Annotated in this window: 13 protein-coding genes; 1 reads left to right on the top strand and 12 read right to left on the bottom strand. The window is 54.8% G+C overall.

The genetic code is table 11. The features are described 5' to 3' along the window. Positions 1-93 precede the first annotated feature (93 nt). The 8 genes from ybeD to ACLJNW_RS11670 form a co-directional block, all read right to left on the bottom strand. Positions 94-357, bottom strand: a complete 264-nt coding sequence (ybeD, locus tag ACLJNW_RS11705) for a DUF493 family protein YbeD (protein WP_000850547.1) — start codon at positions 355-357, stop codon at positions 94-96. A 107-nt stretch (positions 358-464) separates the two neighbouring features. Next, entirely contained in the window at positions 465-1676 is a 1212-nt protein-coding gene (gene dacA, locus ACLJNW_RS11700) for a D-alanyl-D-alanine carboxypeptidase DacA (RefSeq protein ID WP_000858711.1), read from the bottom strand. Between the two features lie 139 nt (positions 1677-1815). Beyond that, positions 1816-2949, bottom strand: a complete 1134-nt coding sequence (rlpA, locus tag ACLJNW_RS11695; RefSeq protein WP_001231303.1) for an endolytic peptidoglycan transglycosylase RlpA — start codon at positions 2947-2949, stop codon at positions 1816-1818. A gap of 10 nt (positions 2950-2959) precedes the next feature. Continuing rightward, the gene (gene mrdB / locus ACLJNW_RS11690) at positions 2960-4072 is read right to left on the bottom strand and encodes a peptidoglycan glycosyltransferase MrdB (protein ID WP_000131713.1); all 1113 of its coding nucleotides are present in this window, start codon (positions 4070-4072) and stop codon (positions 2960-2962) included. 2 nt (positions 4073-4074) lie between these two features. Then, positions 4075-5976, bottom strand: coding sequence for a peptidoglycan DD-transpeptidase MrdA (mrdA, locus tag ACLJNW_RS11685; RefSeq protein ID WP_000828700.1), 1902 nt, complete (start codon positions 5974-5976; stop codon positions 4075-4077). A 30-nt stretch (positions 5977-6006) separates the two neighbouring features. Then, positions 6007-6474 (bottom strand): 23S rRNA (pseudouridine(1915)-N(3))-methyltransferase RlmH, encoded by a 468-nt coding sequence (gene rlmH / locus ACLJNW_RS11680; protein ID WP_000776107.1) that lies wholly within the window; start codon positions 6472-6474, stop codon positions 6007-6009. 3 nt (positions 6475-6477) lie between these two features. Next, positions 6478-6795, bottom strand: a complete 318-nt coding sequence (gene rsfS / locus ACLJNW_RS11675) for a ribosome silencing factor (RefSeq protein WP_001161670.1) — start codon at positions 6793-6795, stop codon at positions 6478-6480. A 328-nt stretch (positions 6796-7123) separates the two neighbouring features. After that, positions 7124-7732, bottom strand: coding sequence for an adenosylcobalamin/alpha-ribazole phosphatase (locus ACLJNW_RS11670; RefSeq protein WP_021294496.1), 609 nt, complete (start codon positions 7730-7732; stop codon positions 7124-7126). Between the two features lie 96 nt (positions 7733-7828). Here ACLJNW_RS11670 and cobD point away from each other — a divergent pair, with 96 nt between their 5' ends. Next, a complete protein-coding gene (gene cobD, locus ACLJNW_RS11665) occupies positions 7829-8923 on the top strand; it encodes a threonine-phosphate decarboxylase CobD (RefSeq protein ID WP_058663579.1) in 1095 nt (364 codons plus the stop codon). Here cobD and nadD read toward each other — a convergent pair. From nadD to leuS, 4 genes are read right to left on the bottom strand one after another with little or no spacing between them, the layout of a single operon-like run. After that, a complete protein-coding gene (nadD, locus tag ACLJNW_RS11660; protein WP_001518902.1) occupies positions 8898-9539 on the bottom strand; it encodes a nicotinate-nucleotide adenylyltransferase in 642 nt (213 codons plus the stop codon). The genes cobD and nadD overlap by 26 nt on opposite strands. 1 nt (position 9540) lies before the next feature. Continuing rightward, entirely contained in the window at positions 9541-10572 is a 1032-nt protein-coding gene (gene holA / locus ACLJNW_RS11655) for a DNA polymerase III subunit delta (protein WP_024154503.1), read from the bottom strand. Next, positions 10572-11162 (bottom strand): LPS assembly lipoprotein LptE, encoded by a 591-nt coding sequence (gene lptE / locus ACLJNW_RS11650; protein ID WP_001269950.1) that lies wholly within the window; start codon positions 11160-11162, stop codon positions 10572-10574. The genes holA and lptE overlap by 1 nt, the downstream gene beginning before the upstream one ends. Positions 11163-11176: 14 nt before the next feature. Further along, a complete protein-coding gene (gene leuS, locus ACLJNW_RS11645; RefSeq protein ID WP_023204470.1) occupies positions 11177-13759 on the bottom strand; it encodes a leucine--tRNA ligase in 2583 nt (860 codons plus the stop codon). Between the last annotated feature and the right edge of the window lie 178 nt (positions 13760-13937).

Here is a 13937-nt window from a genome sequence, read left to right as displayed (position 1 = left end):
ATCTCCGTAGAGAATGAAAAAAGAGAGGAAAGTATATCACAGCGGGGGAGGCGGGGAGTTACCCGGATAAGACCGGGTAACCGTCTGGATGTATTACAATACCATTCGCACGATATCAATATTGCCCAGTTCTTCGTACAACGTTTCAACCTGTTCAATATGGGTGGCATTAATGGTGATAGAGACCGAGTGGTAGTTGCCTTTGCTGCTCGGTTTTACCGTCGGAGAGTAATCACCAGGCGCATGGCGCTGTACCACTTCAACCACCTGATCAACCAGCTCAGGTAACGCCTGCCCCATTACTTTGTAAGTAAATGGCGTAGGGAATTCAAGCAGTTCGTTAAGTTTGGTTTTCATGTCAGCTCCGGCATTACGTAAAAAAATAACAACTCCCGCCACTGGGCGGGAGTTTTACTGATGCATAGTATATGGGGACGAAAATCACACTTTCAAGCGTTCAATTTTTATCCAAACCAGTGATGGAACATTAATTTAATGTAATCAATGATTTTACCGAAGAAGTTCCCTTCCGGGATCTCTTGCAGTACGACCAGCGGACGCTGCTCGATGGTTTTACCGTCCAGCTGGAAGTTGATAGTGCCAACCACCTGGTTTTTCTGCAGCGGCGCGTGCAGTTCTGCGGTATTCAGTACATAGCTCGCTTTCAAATCTTTCATGCGACCGCGAGGGATCGTCAGGTAAACGTCTTTATCAACGCCCAGCGAGGCGCGATCGGTATTACCAAACCAGGCGGGTTCAGAGGCGAACTCTTTACCAGCCTTCAGCGGATTAACGGTTTCAAAGAAACGGAAGCCCCACGTCAGCAGTTTTTTGCTTTCTGTTTCACGGCCTTTATAGGTCCGTCCGCCCATCACGGCGGAAATCAATCGCATCTGACCTTCGGTTGCGGAAGCGACCAGATTATAGCCCGCTTTGCTGGTATGGCCGGTTTTGATGCCGTCCACATTCAGGCTGTTATCCCACAGCAGACCGTTACGGTTTAACTGGCGAATGCCGTTAAAGGTGAACTCTTTTTCTTTATAAACGGCATATTCGTTAGGCACATCGCGAATTAACGCCTGACCAATCAGCGCCATATCGCGAGCTGAACTGTATTGTCCGTCGGCGTCCAGGCCGTGTACGGTCTGGAAGTGGGTATTTTTCAGCCCCAACGCGTTCACATAGCTGTTCATCAGCCCGACGAAAGCATCCTGGCTACCGGCGGCGAAATCAGCCATCGCCACACAGGCGTCATTGCCGGATTGCAGATTGATGCCGCGTATCAACTGAGAGACCGGTACCTGCATTCCCGGCTTGAGGAACATCAGCGAGGAGCCTTTAAATACCGGATTGCCGGTGGCCCAGGCGTCATTACCGACGGTAACCAGGTCGGTTTCTTTAAATTTACCCGCTTTCATTGCCTGTCCGATGACGTAACTGGTCATCATCTTCGTCAGACTAGCCGGGTCGCGACGTTCGTCGGCGTTTTGTTCCGCCAGAACTTTGCCGGAGTTGTAGTCGATCAGGATGTAGGATTCCGCATCGATCTGCGGAACACCCGGGATCATAGTTTTGATATTCAGGTCATCGGCATGTGCGGTTGAGATAAAAGCGGCACAAAGCGCCGTGGTGAGCGCCATGCGCTGCATAAAACGAGCGGAAAAAGTGGTCTTCATGGTCTGAACTACGACGTCCGTGATGAAATTAAAAAAAGAGCCCTACTATAGCAAAAGCATAACTGGCAGGCATCTGACTTTCCGCGTGACTTTGTTAATGTCATTTACAGAAATTGACAGTACAGATACCTGCGATCGGTTATTGCGCGCTGGCGATAAAGGACTGTAATTGTGCTTCTGTTTGCAAACGTTGCTGTAACGCGCTGGCTTCGGCTTTACTGGCAAAAGGCCCCAGTTGAATACGCCAGACCGCGCCGTTTTGTATTACGCGTCCTGGTACGCTGAACTGCTGGCTTAAACGCTGTTGGTATTGCTGCGCACGCGTTTGATCGCTGACGGCGCCGACCTGGACGACGAAACGACCGCTCGCCGCGGCGGCTGGCGCACTCACCGGGGCAGATACCGGGGCCGCGGCAGCAGGCGCGCTTACCGGCGTCGCAGTCGCTGGAGCCGTCACCGGCGCGGAAACCGGCGCTGTCTGTGGTGCCGGCGTCGGTTCATTACTCTCCAGCACGCCAGGCGCCAGCGTAGTCGGCGCGCCGAGGAAGCCGCTGCTGCTCACCGGCGCGCCGGTGGTATCGTCACTTTTCAACGTGGAATTACTGACCGGAAGAACGTCGCCTTGCGGTTGCGCAGGCGCTGAAGAGGCGCTTCCCATTCCGCCGCTTAAATCAGGGCGCGGGGGCAGAGCGTAGGTCTGTTTCGCCACCGTCGTACAGGCCATCCCCGGGCCGGAGAGCGAACCATCCGGCGCTACGATAATAGGGTCAATCCGTACTTTAGTATTATTCGAGGTATTCAGACGATCCGCCGCCGCGCGGGACAGGGAGATGACCCGATCGGTGCCATAGGGGCCGCGATCGTTAATACGCACGACGATCATGCGACCGTTGGCCAGGTTGGTGATTCGCGCATAGCTGGGGATAGGCAGTGTCGGATGGGCGGCGGTAAGCTGCATCGGATCGAACATCTCCCCGGAGGCGGTTAAATTACTGCCGGGTTCCGCATCATAAATAGCGGCCAGGCCAGCCTGGCTAAAGCGGGACGGGTCCTGAACGATTTTATAACTTTTACCGTCACGCTGATAATCCTGGTTTGCGGTCGGATTCAGAGGTTCATAACGCGGTTCCGCTCCGCTGATTTCCACAGTCGGACCATTACATACCGCAGGTTGCGGCGCGACGGTGGTTTGCTGCTGACCGCCGTCATTAGTACATGCCGCGAGTAGTACTATCCCTGCCGCGACGCAGATTACAGGCAACTGCTTACGCATTGCGCACCCCTTATACGCTTTTCGACAACATTTTTCTGTGGGTGTGGATCGACATCACAATCCCGAACCCGGCCATCAGCACAATCAGTGCGGAGCCCCCGTAGCTGACCAGGGGTAAAGGTACTCCAACCACAGGCAGAATACCGCTCACCATACCAATATTTACGAAGACATAAACGAATAATATTAACATTAATCCGCCAGCCATCACGCGACCAAATGTAGTTTGCGCTCTGGCGGCAATCCACAGACCGCGCATTATTAGCAAAATATAAAGCGCGAGCAGAATCAGGATGCCCACCAGACCGAGCTCTTCCGCCAGTACCGCGAAAATAAAGTCGGTATGGCGTTCGGGTAAAAACTCCAGCTGCGACTGGGTGCCGTGGAGCCAGCCTTTACCGCGCAGGCCGCCTGAGCCAATGGCGATTTTAGACTGAATAATATGATAGCCCGCGCCCAGCGGATCGGTCTCCGGATCAAGGAGCATCATGACGCGCTGGCGTTGGTAATCGTGCATCAGGAAAAACCACAAAATAGGAATAAACGCAGCGATCAATACAATGGCGACCCCAATTAAGCGCCAGCTCAGGCCAGACAAAAATAGGACAAAGAGACCGGAAAGGGCGACCAGAATAGACGTCCCCAGGTCCGGCTGGGCGGCGACCAGCAGGGTAGGCATAAAGATTAATACCAGGGCGATGGCGGTATTTTTCAGCGAGGGCGGGCAGACGTCACGGTTAATAAAGCGGGCGACCATCAGCGGCACGGCGATTTTGGCTATTTCCGAAGGCTGAAAGCGAACGATTCCCAGATCGAGCCAGCGCTGCGCGCCTTTGGATATTGCGCCGAAGGCATCAACGGCGACCAGCAGAATGATACAAATGATATAGAGATAGGGCGCCCAGCCTTCATACACGCGCGGCGGGATCTGCGCCATCACCACCATAACCACCAGCCCCATCGCAATCTGACCGATTTTACGCTCCATCATGCCGATGTCCTGGCCGCTGGCGCTCCAGATGACCAACGCGCTGTAAACCAGTAACGCCAGCAGAATAAGTAGCATCGTGGGATCGATATGAATTTTATCCCAGAAGGTTTTTTTGTTCGGATTATCCGTCATGATTATTGGTCCTCCGCCGCTGCAACCACCGGGTTTTCCGCAGGCAAATGGGTGTTGTTGTCGCCCAGCATGATGTGATCAAGGATTTGGCGCATGATCGTGCCTACTGCCGGGCCTGCGCCGCCGTTTTCAAGGATGATCGCGACGGCGACCTGGGGATTGTTATACGGCGCAAAGGCGGTCATTAATTTATGGTCGCGCAGGCGCTCGGCGATTTTATGCGCATTGTACGTTTCGTTGGCCTTCAGGCCAAAGACCTGCGCGGTGCCCGACTTCGCCGCGATTTTATAGGGCGCGCTGGCAAAATATTTATGCGCCGTGCCGTTAGGGCGGTTGGCGACGCCATACATGCCATCTTTCGCAATTTCCCAGTAGCCGGAGTGAATATCGCCCACCGGCGGCTCATGCGGCTGTACCCACGGCACCTGTTTACCGTTTTCCGCGGTGCTCATTAACAGGTGCGGGACTTTAACTACACCGTCGTTAATAAGGATCATCAGCGCCTTACTCATCTGAATCGGCGTTGCCGTCCAGTAACCCTGGCCGATGCCTACTGGAATCGTATCGCCCTGATACCACGGTTTTTTAAAGCGTTTCTGTTTCCACTCGCGGGTCGGCATATTACCAGAGCGCTCTTCTGCGAGATCAATTCCGGTATAGTGACCATAGCCGAACTTACCCATCCATTCTGACAGGCGATCGATCCCCATGTCATAGGCCACCTGATAGAAGAAGGTATCCGCCGACTCTTCAAGGGATTTGGTGATATTCAGATGCCCGTGGCCCCATTTTTTCCAGTCGCGATAACGTTTCTCAGACCCCGGCAACTGCCACCAGCCAGGGTCGAAAAGACTGGTGTTACGGGTGATGACGCCAGCGCTTAATGCCGATACGGCGACGTAAGGCTTAACGGTAGAAGCGGGTGGGTAGACACCCTGAGTCGCGCGGTTCACTAATGGCGTGTTCGGGTCGTTAAGCAGCCCGGAGTAATCTTTGCTGGAGATGCCGTCCACGAAAAGGTTAGGGTCGTAACTTGGCATGGAGACCAGCGATAGCACGCCGCCGGTACGCGGATCGGTGACAATCACCGCCGCGCGACTGCCTGCCAGCAGCGTTTCAATATACTGCTGGAGCTTGAGATCCAGCGTCAGGTAGATATCGTGTCCGGCCTGCGGCGGCACCTCTTTAAGCTGGCGAATAACGCGACCGCGGTTGTTGACTTCAACCTCTTCATAACCGGTTTGCCCATGCAGAATATCTTCATAGTAGCGCTCAATGCCCAGCTTGCCGATGTCATGGGTGGCGGCGTAGTTCGCCAGTTTGTTTTCTCTGTCGAGACGCTCGACGTCTTTATCATTGATTTTCGATACGTAGCCGATAACGTGGGTCAGCGCCGATCCGTATGGATAATAGCGGCGTTTATAGCCTTTGACTTCGACGCCCGGAAAACGGTACTGGTTGACAGCAAAGCGCGCGACCTGAACTTCCGTCAGGTTTGTTTTCACCGGAATAGAAGTAAAGCGATGGGATCGGGCGCGCTCTTTTTTAAAGGCGGCGATATCGTCGTCGTTTAAATCGACCACACTGCGTAGCGCATCCAGCGTTTGCTGAACGTTATCCACCTTTTCCGGCATCATTTCAATCTGATAGATAGTGCGGTTCAGCGCAAGGGGAATGCCGTTGCGGTCGTAGATTATCCCGCGGCTTGGCGCAATTGGCACCAGCTTGATACGGTTTTCGTTCGAGCGGGTCTGGTAATCGGTAAAACGGAGGATTTGCAGATTATACAAATTGGCGATCAGTACGCCGGTCAGCAGCAAAATACCCAAAAAGGCGACCAGCGCCCGACGCACAAATAGTGCGGACTCAGCCGTATAGTCACGAAAAGAATTTTGTCGTTTCATCCGCTGCTTAATCTTCTCAAGACTTCACGATCACTCACGGTGATAAGGGTGGTTGGTTGTGATGCTCCACGCCCGGTACAAACTCTCCGCAACCAGAACCCGAACCAGCGGGTGAGGGAGCGTTAACGCCGAGAGCGACCAGCTCTGTTCCGCTGCCGCTTTGCAGGCGGGAGATAATCCTTCCGGGCCGCCAATCAGCAAACTGACGTCGCGCCCGTCCTGTTTCCAGCGCTCCAGCTCATTGGCTAACTGCGGCGTATCCCACGGCTTGCCTGGAATATCCAGGGTAACAATGCGATTCTTACCGGCGGCGGCCAGCATCTGCTCGCCCTCTTTGTCGAGAATGCGTTTGATATCCGCGTTCTTGCCGCGTTTGCCCGCAGGGATTTCGATCAGCTCAAAGGGCATATCTTTCGGAAAACGACGCAGATATTCCGTAAATCCCGTTTGAACCCAGTCGGGCATCTTCGTGCCGACAGCGACAAGTTGCAGCTTCACGCATTAACTCCAGAGTTTTTCCAGTTCATACAGGCGGCGACTTTCTTCCTGCATGACATGCACAATCACATCGCCCAGATCGACGACAATCCAGTCAGCCGCATTTTCGCCTTCGACGCCCAATGGCAGCATACCGGCCGCGCGCGACGACTGCACCACGTGGTCGGCAATAGACATAACGTGACGGCTGGAGGTGCCGGTACAAATAATCATACAGTCGGTGATACTGGATTTACCCTGAACATCTAAGGCGATGATGTCCTGACCTTTCAGGTCATCAATTTTGTCGATAACAAAATCCTGGAGTGCTTTACCCTGCAAGTTTTCCCCCTGGGTGAATAATTGCGTTATAACGATAGAAAAAAGGCCAACAGGCTGGACCGGTAAGGCGTTGCGAGTTAACGCTAACCTTCCGGCGGGACGCCGTGTAGTATACCTGAATTAGCAGCGATACCGGGACTTATGTCGCCGGATCGGCGTTTAAAACCAGATTATCATCCCATCCCACGTCACAGAAAGCATCGCCATTTTTGTAAAACAATTTCTGCAAAGCTCTGCAAGGTGAAAAAAGTCTGGCTGCGGAGAATAACAGCCTGTCGGGGGCTGTCAATGGGCGAAACCGCTGCGGCGAGAAAAAACGGAAAATTCATCACTCAGGCCGCCAGACGGCACGACTATTTAATACTTTCAGGGTGGCGAACCCTTCGCACAGGTCGATTGCGCTCCAGCATCCCTGTTCTACCCGGAAATGCCATAGCGAGGCGGCGGGCATTGCGAGCAGACGGGCAATCAACAGGCTGAGTACGCCCTGATGGCTGACGATCAGCAGGTTCTGGCAATCGCTGAACGCGTCGAGTCGCGAGATAAAGCGCTCTACGCGCCGGGTAAAAGCCTGAAAACCCTCGCCATTGGTCGGAACCGCATTCTGCCAGTCCGTACACCAGGCGGCATAGCTTTCGGCATCTTCATGGGCGAGGTCGCGGTGATGGCGCATTTCCCAGTCGCCGAAGTACATCTCATTAAGCTCAGGTAAGATGTGTTGCGGCGTATCCCGGCCCTCCAGTACGAGCCGGGCGGTATGGCGCGCGCGTTCCAGCTCGCTGCATAACACCCGGTCAAATGGCGCGTGGCGCAATAAAGTATGTAGCGTTTTCGCCTGGCCAATCCCATTTTCCGTTAACGGCGTGGGAGCATGTCCGCTATACAACCCGGCGACATTGGCCTCGGTTTCGCCATGACGCACCAGCCACAATCGCATGGTATTCCTCATGAGGTTAAATGCGCAAAACATGATAATGCCCCTGATTGCGCAACGTTTTTTTCACTAAAATAGCGTTTTTTGGCCGGAGGCATAATGGCGTTATTCAACAGCGCGCATGGCGGTAATATTCGGGAAGCCGCGACGGTGTTGGGCATCTCGCCTGACCAGTTACTGGATTTTAGCGCAAACATTAATCCGCTGGGTATGCCTGTCAGCGTGAAACGCGCGCTTATCGACAATCTGGACTGCATTGAGCGCTACCCGGACGCCGATTATTTTCATTTGCACCAGGCGCTGGCGCGTCATCATCAGGTGCCGGCATCGTGGATACTGGCGGGAAATGGCGAGACGGAGTCAATCTTTACCGTGGCGAGCGGTCTTAAACCGCGTCGTGCAATGATTGTCACGCCAGGTTTCGCGGAGTATGGCCGGGCGCTGGCGCAAAGTGGCTGTGAAATTCGTCGCTGGTCTCTACGCGAAGCGGATGGCTGGCAGCTTACCGATGCCATTCTTGAGGCGTTGACGCCCGATCTGGACTGCCTGTTTCTGTGTACGCCCAATAATCCTACCGGCCTGCTGCCGGAGCGGCCGTTATTACAGGCCATTGCCGATCGCTGCAAATCGCTGAACATTAACCTGATCCTGGATGAAGCGTTTATCGATTTTATTCCGCATGAGACGGGCTTTATTCCTGCTCTTAAAGATAATCCGCATATCTGGGTGCTGCGTTCGCTGACCAAATTTTATGCCATTCCCGGCCTGCGGTTGGGATATCTCGTCAATAGCAATGACGCGGCGGTGGCGCGGATGCGTCGCCAACAAATGCCGTGGTCGGTTAACGCGCTGGCGGCGCTGGCCGGTGAGGTAGCGTTACAGGATAGCGCCTGGCAACAGGCGACCTGGCATTGGTTACGGGAGGAGGGCGCCCGGTTTTATCAGGCGCTTTGTCAGCTCCCCCTGCTGACGGTCTATCCCGGGCGGGCAAACTATCTGTTGTTACGCTGTGAGCGAGAGGATATTGACCTGCAGCGGCGGTTGCTGACGCAGCGGATTTTAATTCGTAGCTGCGCTAACTACCCGGGGCTGGACAGCCGCTATTATCGTGTGGCGATACGCAGCGCTGCGCAAAACGAGCGTCTGCTGTCGGCGCTGCGCAATGTGCTTACCGGTATAACCCCTGCTGATTGATGTAGTTCAGCACGTTTTCCGGCAACAGATCGTCGCAGGACTCGCCTTTTTCCAGCCGTTCGCGGATGAGGGTTGCGGAGATATTAAGCCAGGGCGTTTCCGCCAGGTAAATTTTACCGGCTGGCAACTGGTGCAGATCGTCTGGCGTATGGGTCAGATGCTGTTCCAGCCACTGCTGGTGTTGCGCCTGCGTCATTTCAAGGGGGTAGCCGGGACGACGACAAACGATCAGGTGAGTGTTATCAAGGATGGTGTCGTAATCATGCCAGGTGGGGAAGTTAAGCAGCGAGTCCTGGCCGATAATAAACGCCAGCGGCGCTTCGGGGCCCTGTTCTTCGCGCCATGCTTTCAGCGTTTGCGCAGTGTAAGAGGGCGCGTTTCGCTGTAGCTCGCGTTCATCCAGCGTAAAAAGCGGCTTATCGGCGATAGCCAGCTCCAGCATATATTTACGCTGCGCGCTGGAGGCTTCCGGCTGGGGGCGATGCGGCGGCACATTGTTAGGCATAATAATCACCCGCGATAAGCCGATCAGATTCGCCAGCGTTTCAACAGGTTTAAGATGTCCATAATGCACCGGATCAAAGGTGCCGCCGAATAAAGCCTGTAACGATTTCATATCACCCATCAATAAATACGTTTGCCAGCGCCTTATGGCAGAGCAGGAGCGACAGCCCTTCAAGATCTGCCCATACCGACTGACCATAATCCTGTTTGAGCGTAATTTCTGTACGCGTCAGTAACTGCACGGCCTGGCGAAGCTGCGCAGGATGGAGACGCTGCAACGCGTCGCCGATCATGGGGCGACGGTTTTGCCAGACCCGGTGTTTATCAAACAGCGCGCGTAACGGCGTATGCGCGGACTGACGTTTGAGATTTACCAGTAGCAGCAGCTCTCGCTGGAGGGTCCGCAGCAGAATGACCGGCTCACTGCCTTCAAGGCGTAGCTGTTGCAGAATGTGCAGCGCGCGTTTGCTTTTCCCCATCAGTAACGTATCCACCCAGTGGAAAGGGGTAAAGTGGGCGGCGTCATTGACGGCCTGCTCCACGCGAGGAAGCGTTAACTTACCGTCAGGCCAAAGCAGCGACAGTCGTTCCAGCGCCTGCGCCAGCGCCAACAGATTGCCCTCATAGCAATAGCACAGCAGTTGGTTCGCGGCGTCATCCAGTTGCAAATTCTGTGCTTTCGCTCTGGCGGCCACCCAGCGGGGAAGCTGCGCCTGCTCCGGCGTCTGACAACTGACCTGAACGCTACGGTCTGCCAGCGCGGTATACCAGGCGGCGTTTTCCTGCGCTTTGGTGAGCTTGTTTCCGCGTACTATTAATAACAGGTCGTCATGCAGCAGCTCGCTCAGCGTGGCGAGTTGCTCATTCATTGCCGCGTTAGGCCCGTTTTCCGGCAGTTGCAGCACCAGCGTTTGACGGCTGGCGAACAGACTCATCGCCTGGCAGAGTGAGAAAAGCGATCCCCAGTCGGTACTGGGATCGAGAGTAAAAGCGTGGTGCTCTTCGAAGCCTTGCGACGCAGCCGCCAGACGAATAGCGTCCTGACTTTCCTGCAGCAGCAGCGGATCGTTGCCCAATAGCAGATATGCCGCACGCAGCCCTTCGTTGAGCTGCGCACGGAGTTGTTCAGGATACAACCTGATCATTAGTTACTCAGCGTAGTGGAGACGCGTGCTGGCGTAGAGGCGGGCGCCGCCGTCTCATTGTCGGCGGTAGCCTCCTCTTTCGTCGCCTGAATATCCGCCGCGCGGACGCTGGTCAGCTTACGAATCAGCTGTTCAGCGGCTTTGTCGTACATCTCCTGAACGATCATGGCCTGCTCGTTATCCTTCGCCAACGCCATCTGCGGGTTATCGAAGAACGAACGGTACACTTTCGTGCTGATAGGATAGATGTCATGACCCGGAATCAATACCGAGGCATTGACGGTCATTACCATCTGATATTCCGCCGTCTGGCCGTCCTGGAACACTGACGCCGTATCCTGCGAAATAGTCACCGTTCCAAGCCGCAGAGACGGAACGTCTTTGCGCGTTGTGTCTTTATCAAGCAGGTTTACGTTATTCAGCCGTAACTGATTACGTACCGCACGACTTAGCGGACCGTTCGGATCGCCGGAATCGAGGATCATCGTTTTCATTGAAGCCGGAACCTGCGTAGTGCTACGCAGATGCCAGCCGCACCCGGCGGTGACCAGCACCGCCAGAGATAACAACAGTGTTACCAGATATCGCACGCTTCCTCCCGCGCTTAGCCAACAACCAGATTGAGGAGTTTACCCGGAACGTAAATCACTTTACGCACGGTAACGCCATCAAGATATTTTGCCACCAGATGTTCCTGGCCTGCACGTTCACGCACCTGTTCTTCGGTGGCATCCACCGCAACGGTGATCTTACCGCGAACTTTACCGTTAACCTGCACGACAACCAGCGTGGTGTTTTCCACCATTGCCTGCTCGTCGGCTACCGGCCACGGCGCGTTGTCGATATCGCCTTCGCCACCCAGTTCCTGCCACAAGGTAAAGCAGACGTGCGGGGTGAACGGGTTAAGCATACGCACGACGGCCAGCAGCGCTTCCTGAAGCAGTGCGCGGTCTTGTTCGCCTTCCTGCGGGGCTTTCGCCAGTTTGTTCATCAACTCCATGATCGCCGCAATGGCGGTGTTGAACGTCTGACGGCGGCCGATATCATCGGTCACTTTGGCAATGGTTTTATGCACATCGCGACGCAGCGCTTTTTGATCTTCGCTCAGCGCATCGACGTTCAGCGCCGCGACAGGACCTTTAGCGGTGTGTTCGTAAACCAGCTTCCAGACGCGTTTAATAAAGCGGTTTGCGCCTTCTACGCCGGACTCCTGCCATTCCAGAGTCATATCCGCCGGAGAAGCGAACATCATAAACAGGCGTACCGTGTCCGCGCCATAACGTTCAACCATTACCTGCGGGTCGATACCGTTATTTTTCGACTTGGACATTTTACTCATGCCAGTGTAGACCAGCTCATGACCCGCTGCGTCTTTTGCTTTGACGATGCGGCCTTTTTCATCGCGCTCGACGATAGCGTCAACTGGCGAAACCCAGTTACGTTCGCCGTTCTCGCCGACATAATAGAACGCATCCGCCAGCACCATGCCCTGACACAGCAACTGCTTAGCCGGCTCGTCAGAGGTGACCATGCCCGCATCGCGCATCAGCTTATGGAAGAAGCGGAAGTAGAGCAGGTGCATGATGGCATGTTCAATACCGCCGATGTAGATGTCGACTGGCAGCCAGTAGTTGGCGGCTTTGGAATCCAGCATTCCTTCCTGATACTGCGGGCAGGTGTAACGCGCGTAGTACCATGACGATTCCATAAAGGTGTCGAAGGTGTCGGTTTCACGCAGCGCCGGCATACCGTTAACGGTGGTTTTCGCCCACTCAGGATCGGCCTTGATCGGGCTGGTGATGCCGTCCATGACGACGTCTTCCGGCAAAATAACCGGCAGTTGATCTTCCGGCGTCGGCAGCACGGTGCCATCTTCCAGGGTGACCATCGGGATCGGCGCGCCCCAGTAACGCTGACGGGAAACGCCCCAGTCACGCAGACGATAGTTCACTTTACGTTCGCCGACGCCTTTTTCCGCCAGTTTATCGGCAATGGCGTTAAACGCCGCTTCAAAGGCCAGACCGTCGAACTCGCCGGAGTTAAACAGCACGCCTTTTTCGGTCAGCGCCTGTTCGGAAAGATCCGGCTCGGAACCGTCAGCGGCCAGAATCACCGGCTTGATGGTCAAACCGTATTTGGAGGCAAATTCGTAGTCGCGCTGATCGTGACCCGGAACGGCCATCACCGCGCCAGTGCCGTACTCCATCAGGACAAAGTTTGCCGCCCAGACCGGGATCTCTTCGCCAGTTAACGGATGAATCGCTTTATAGCCGGTGTCGACGCCTTTTTTCTCCATGGTCGCCATTTCGGCTTCGGCCACTTTGGTGTTACGGCATTCGTCGATGAACGCCGCCAGCTCGGCGTTATTCGCCGCCGCTTTTTGCGCCAGCGGATGACCGGCGGCCACCGCCAGGTAAGTGGCGCCCATAAAGGTATCCGGACGGGTGGTATAGACGGTCAGGGTGTTATCGTAACCCTTCACATCGAAGGTGATTTCCACGCCTTCAGAGCGGCCAATCCAGTTGCGCTGCATCGTTTTTACGGTATCAGGCCAGTGGTCCAGCTTATCCAGATCGCGCAACAATTCGTCTGCGTAAGCGGTGATTTTGATAAACCACTGTGGGATCTCTTTACGCTCAACTTTGGTGTCGCAGCGCCAGCAGCAGCCGTCGATCACCTGTTCGTTGGCGAGAACGGTCTGATCGTTCGGGCACCAGTTAACGGCAGAAGTCTTCTTGTACACCAGGCCTTTTTTATACAGCTCGGTGAAGAATTTCTGTTCCCAGCGGTAGTATTCCGGGGTGCAGGTCGCGATTTCACGGCTCCAGTCATAGCCAAAACCCAGCGTTTTGAGCTGGTTTTTCATATACGCGATGTTGTCGTACGTCCACGGTGCCGGCGCGGTGTTGTTCTTCACCGCCGCGCCTTCCGCCGGCAGGCCGAAGGCGTCCCAGCCGATTGGCTGCAGCACGTTTTTGCCCAGCATACGCTGGTAGCGGGCAACCACGTCGCCGATGGTGTAGTTACGTACGTGGCCCATGTGTAGTCGGCCAGAAGGATAGGGAAGCATCGACAGGCAGTAATACTTCTCTTTGCTCTCGTCTTCGGTCACTTCAAATGTGCGCTTCTCATCCCAGTGAAGCTGTACTTTGGATTCTATCTCTTCCGGGCGGTATTGCTCTTGCATGGCAGCCAGTAGTCCTGTTTTCGATACAGCTACAAATGTAGCTTTAGAGGTGGTGTTTAGATCCGCATAGCATAGCCCAAACACGCACGTCAAAACAGGGGGTAGAACATTTGTCGCGCCAGGCGTCCATGAGCAGGTGACGCAAAATGCGACACGACTGAGGCAAATTACCGCAGTT

This window comes from Salmonella sp. SAL4457 (genome assembly GCF_046548235.1).
Lineage (GTDB): Bacteria > Pseudomonadota > Gammaproteobacteria > Enterobacterales > Enterobacteriaceae > Salmonella > Salmonella enterica.
Note: the sequence above shows the minus strand (reverse complement) of the source record. Positions and strands in the feature narration are given on the sequence as shown.

Excerpts from the sequence above, each read along its gene's own strand:
- ybeD (WP_000850547.1), bottom strand. The coding sequence starts at position 357 with ATGAAAACCAAACTTAACGAACTGCTTGAATTCCCTACGCCATTTACT.
- dacA (WP_000858711.1), bottom strand. The coding sequence starts at position 1,676 with ATGAAGACCACTTTTTCCGCTCGTTTTATGCAGCGCATGGCGCTCACC.
- mrdB (WP_000131713.1), bottom strand. The coding sequence starts at position 4,072 with ATGACGGATAATCCGAACAAAAAAACCTTCTGGGATAAAATTCATATC.
- nadD (WP_001518902.1), bottom strand. The coding sequence starts at position 9,539 with ATGAAATCGTTACAGGCTTTATTCGGCGGCACCTTTGATCCGGTGCAT.
- holA (WP_024154503.1), bottom strand. The coding sequence starts at position 10,572 with ATGATCAGGTTGTATCCTGAACAACTCCGTGCGCAGCTCAACGAAGGG.
- rlpA (WP_001231303.1), bottom strand. The coding sequence starts at position 2,949 with ATGCGTAAGCAGTTGCCTGTAATCTGCGTCGCGGCAGGGATAGTACTA.
- cobD (WP_058663579.1), top strand. The coding sequence starts at position 7,829 with ATGGCGTTATTCAACAGCGCGCATGGCGGTAATATTCGGGAAGCCGCG.
- mrdA (WP_000828700.1), bottom strand. The coding sequence starts at position 5,976 with ATGAAACGACAAAATTCTTTTCGTGACTATACGGCTGAGTCCGCACTA.
- leuS (WP_023204470.1), bottom strand. The coding sequence starts at position 13,759 with ATGCAAGAGCAATACCGCCCGGAAGAGATAGAATCCAAAGTACAGCTT.
- ACLJNW_RS11670 (WP_021294496.1), bottom strand. The coding sequence starts at position 7,732 with ATGCGATTGTGGCTGGTGCGTCATGGCGAAACCGAGGCCAATGTCGCC.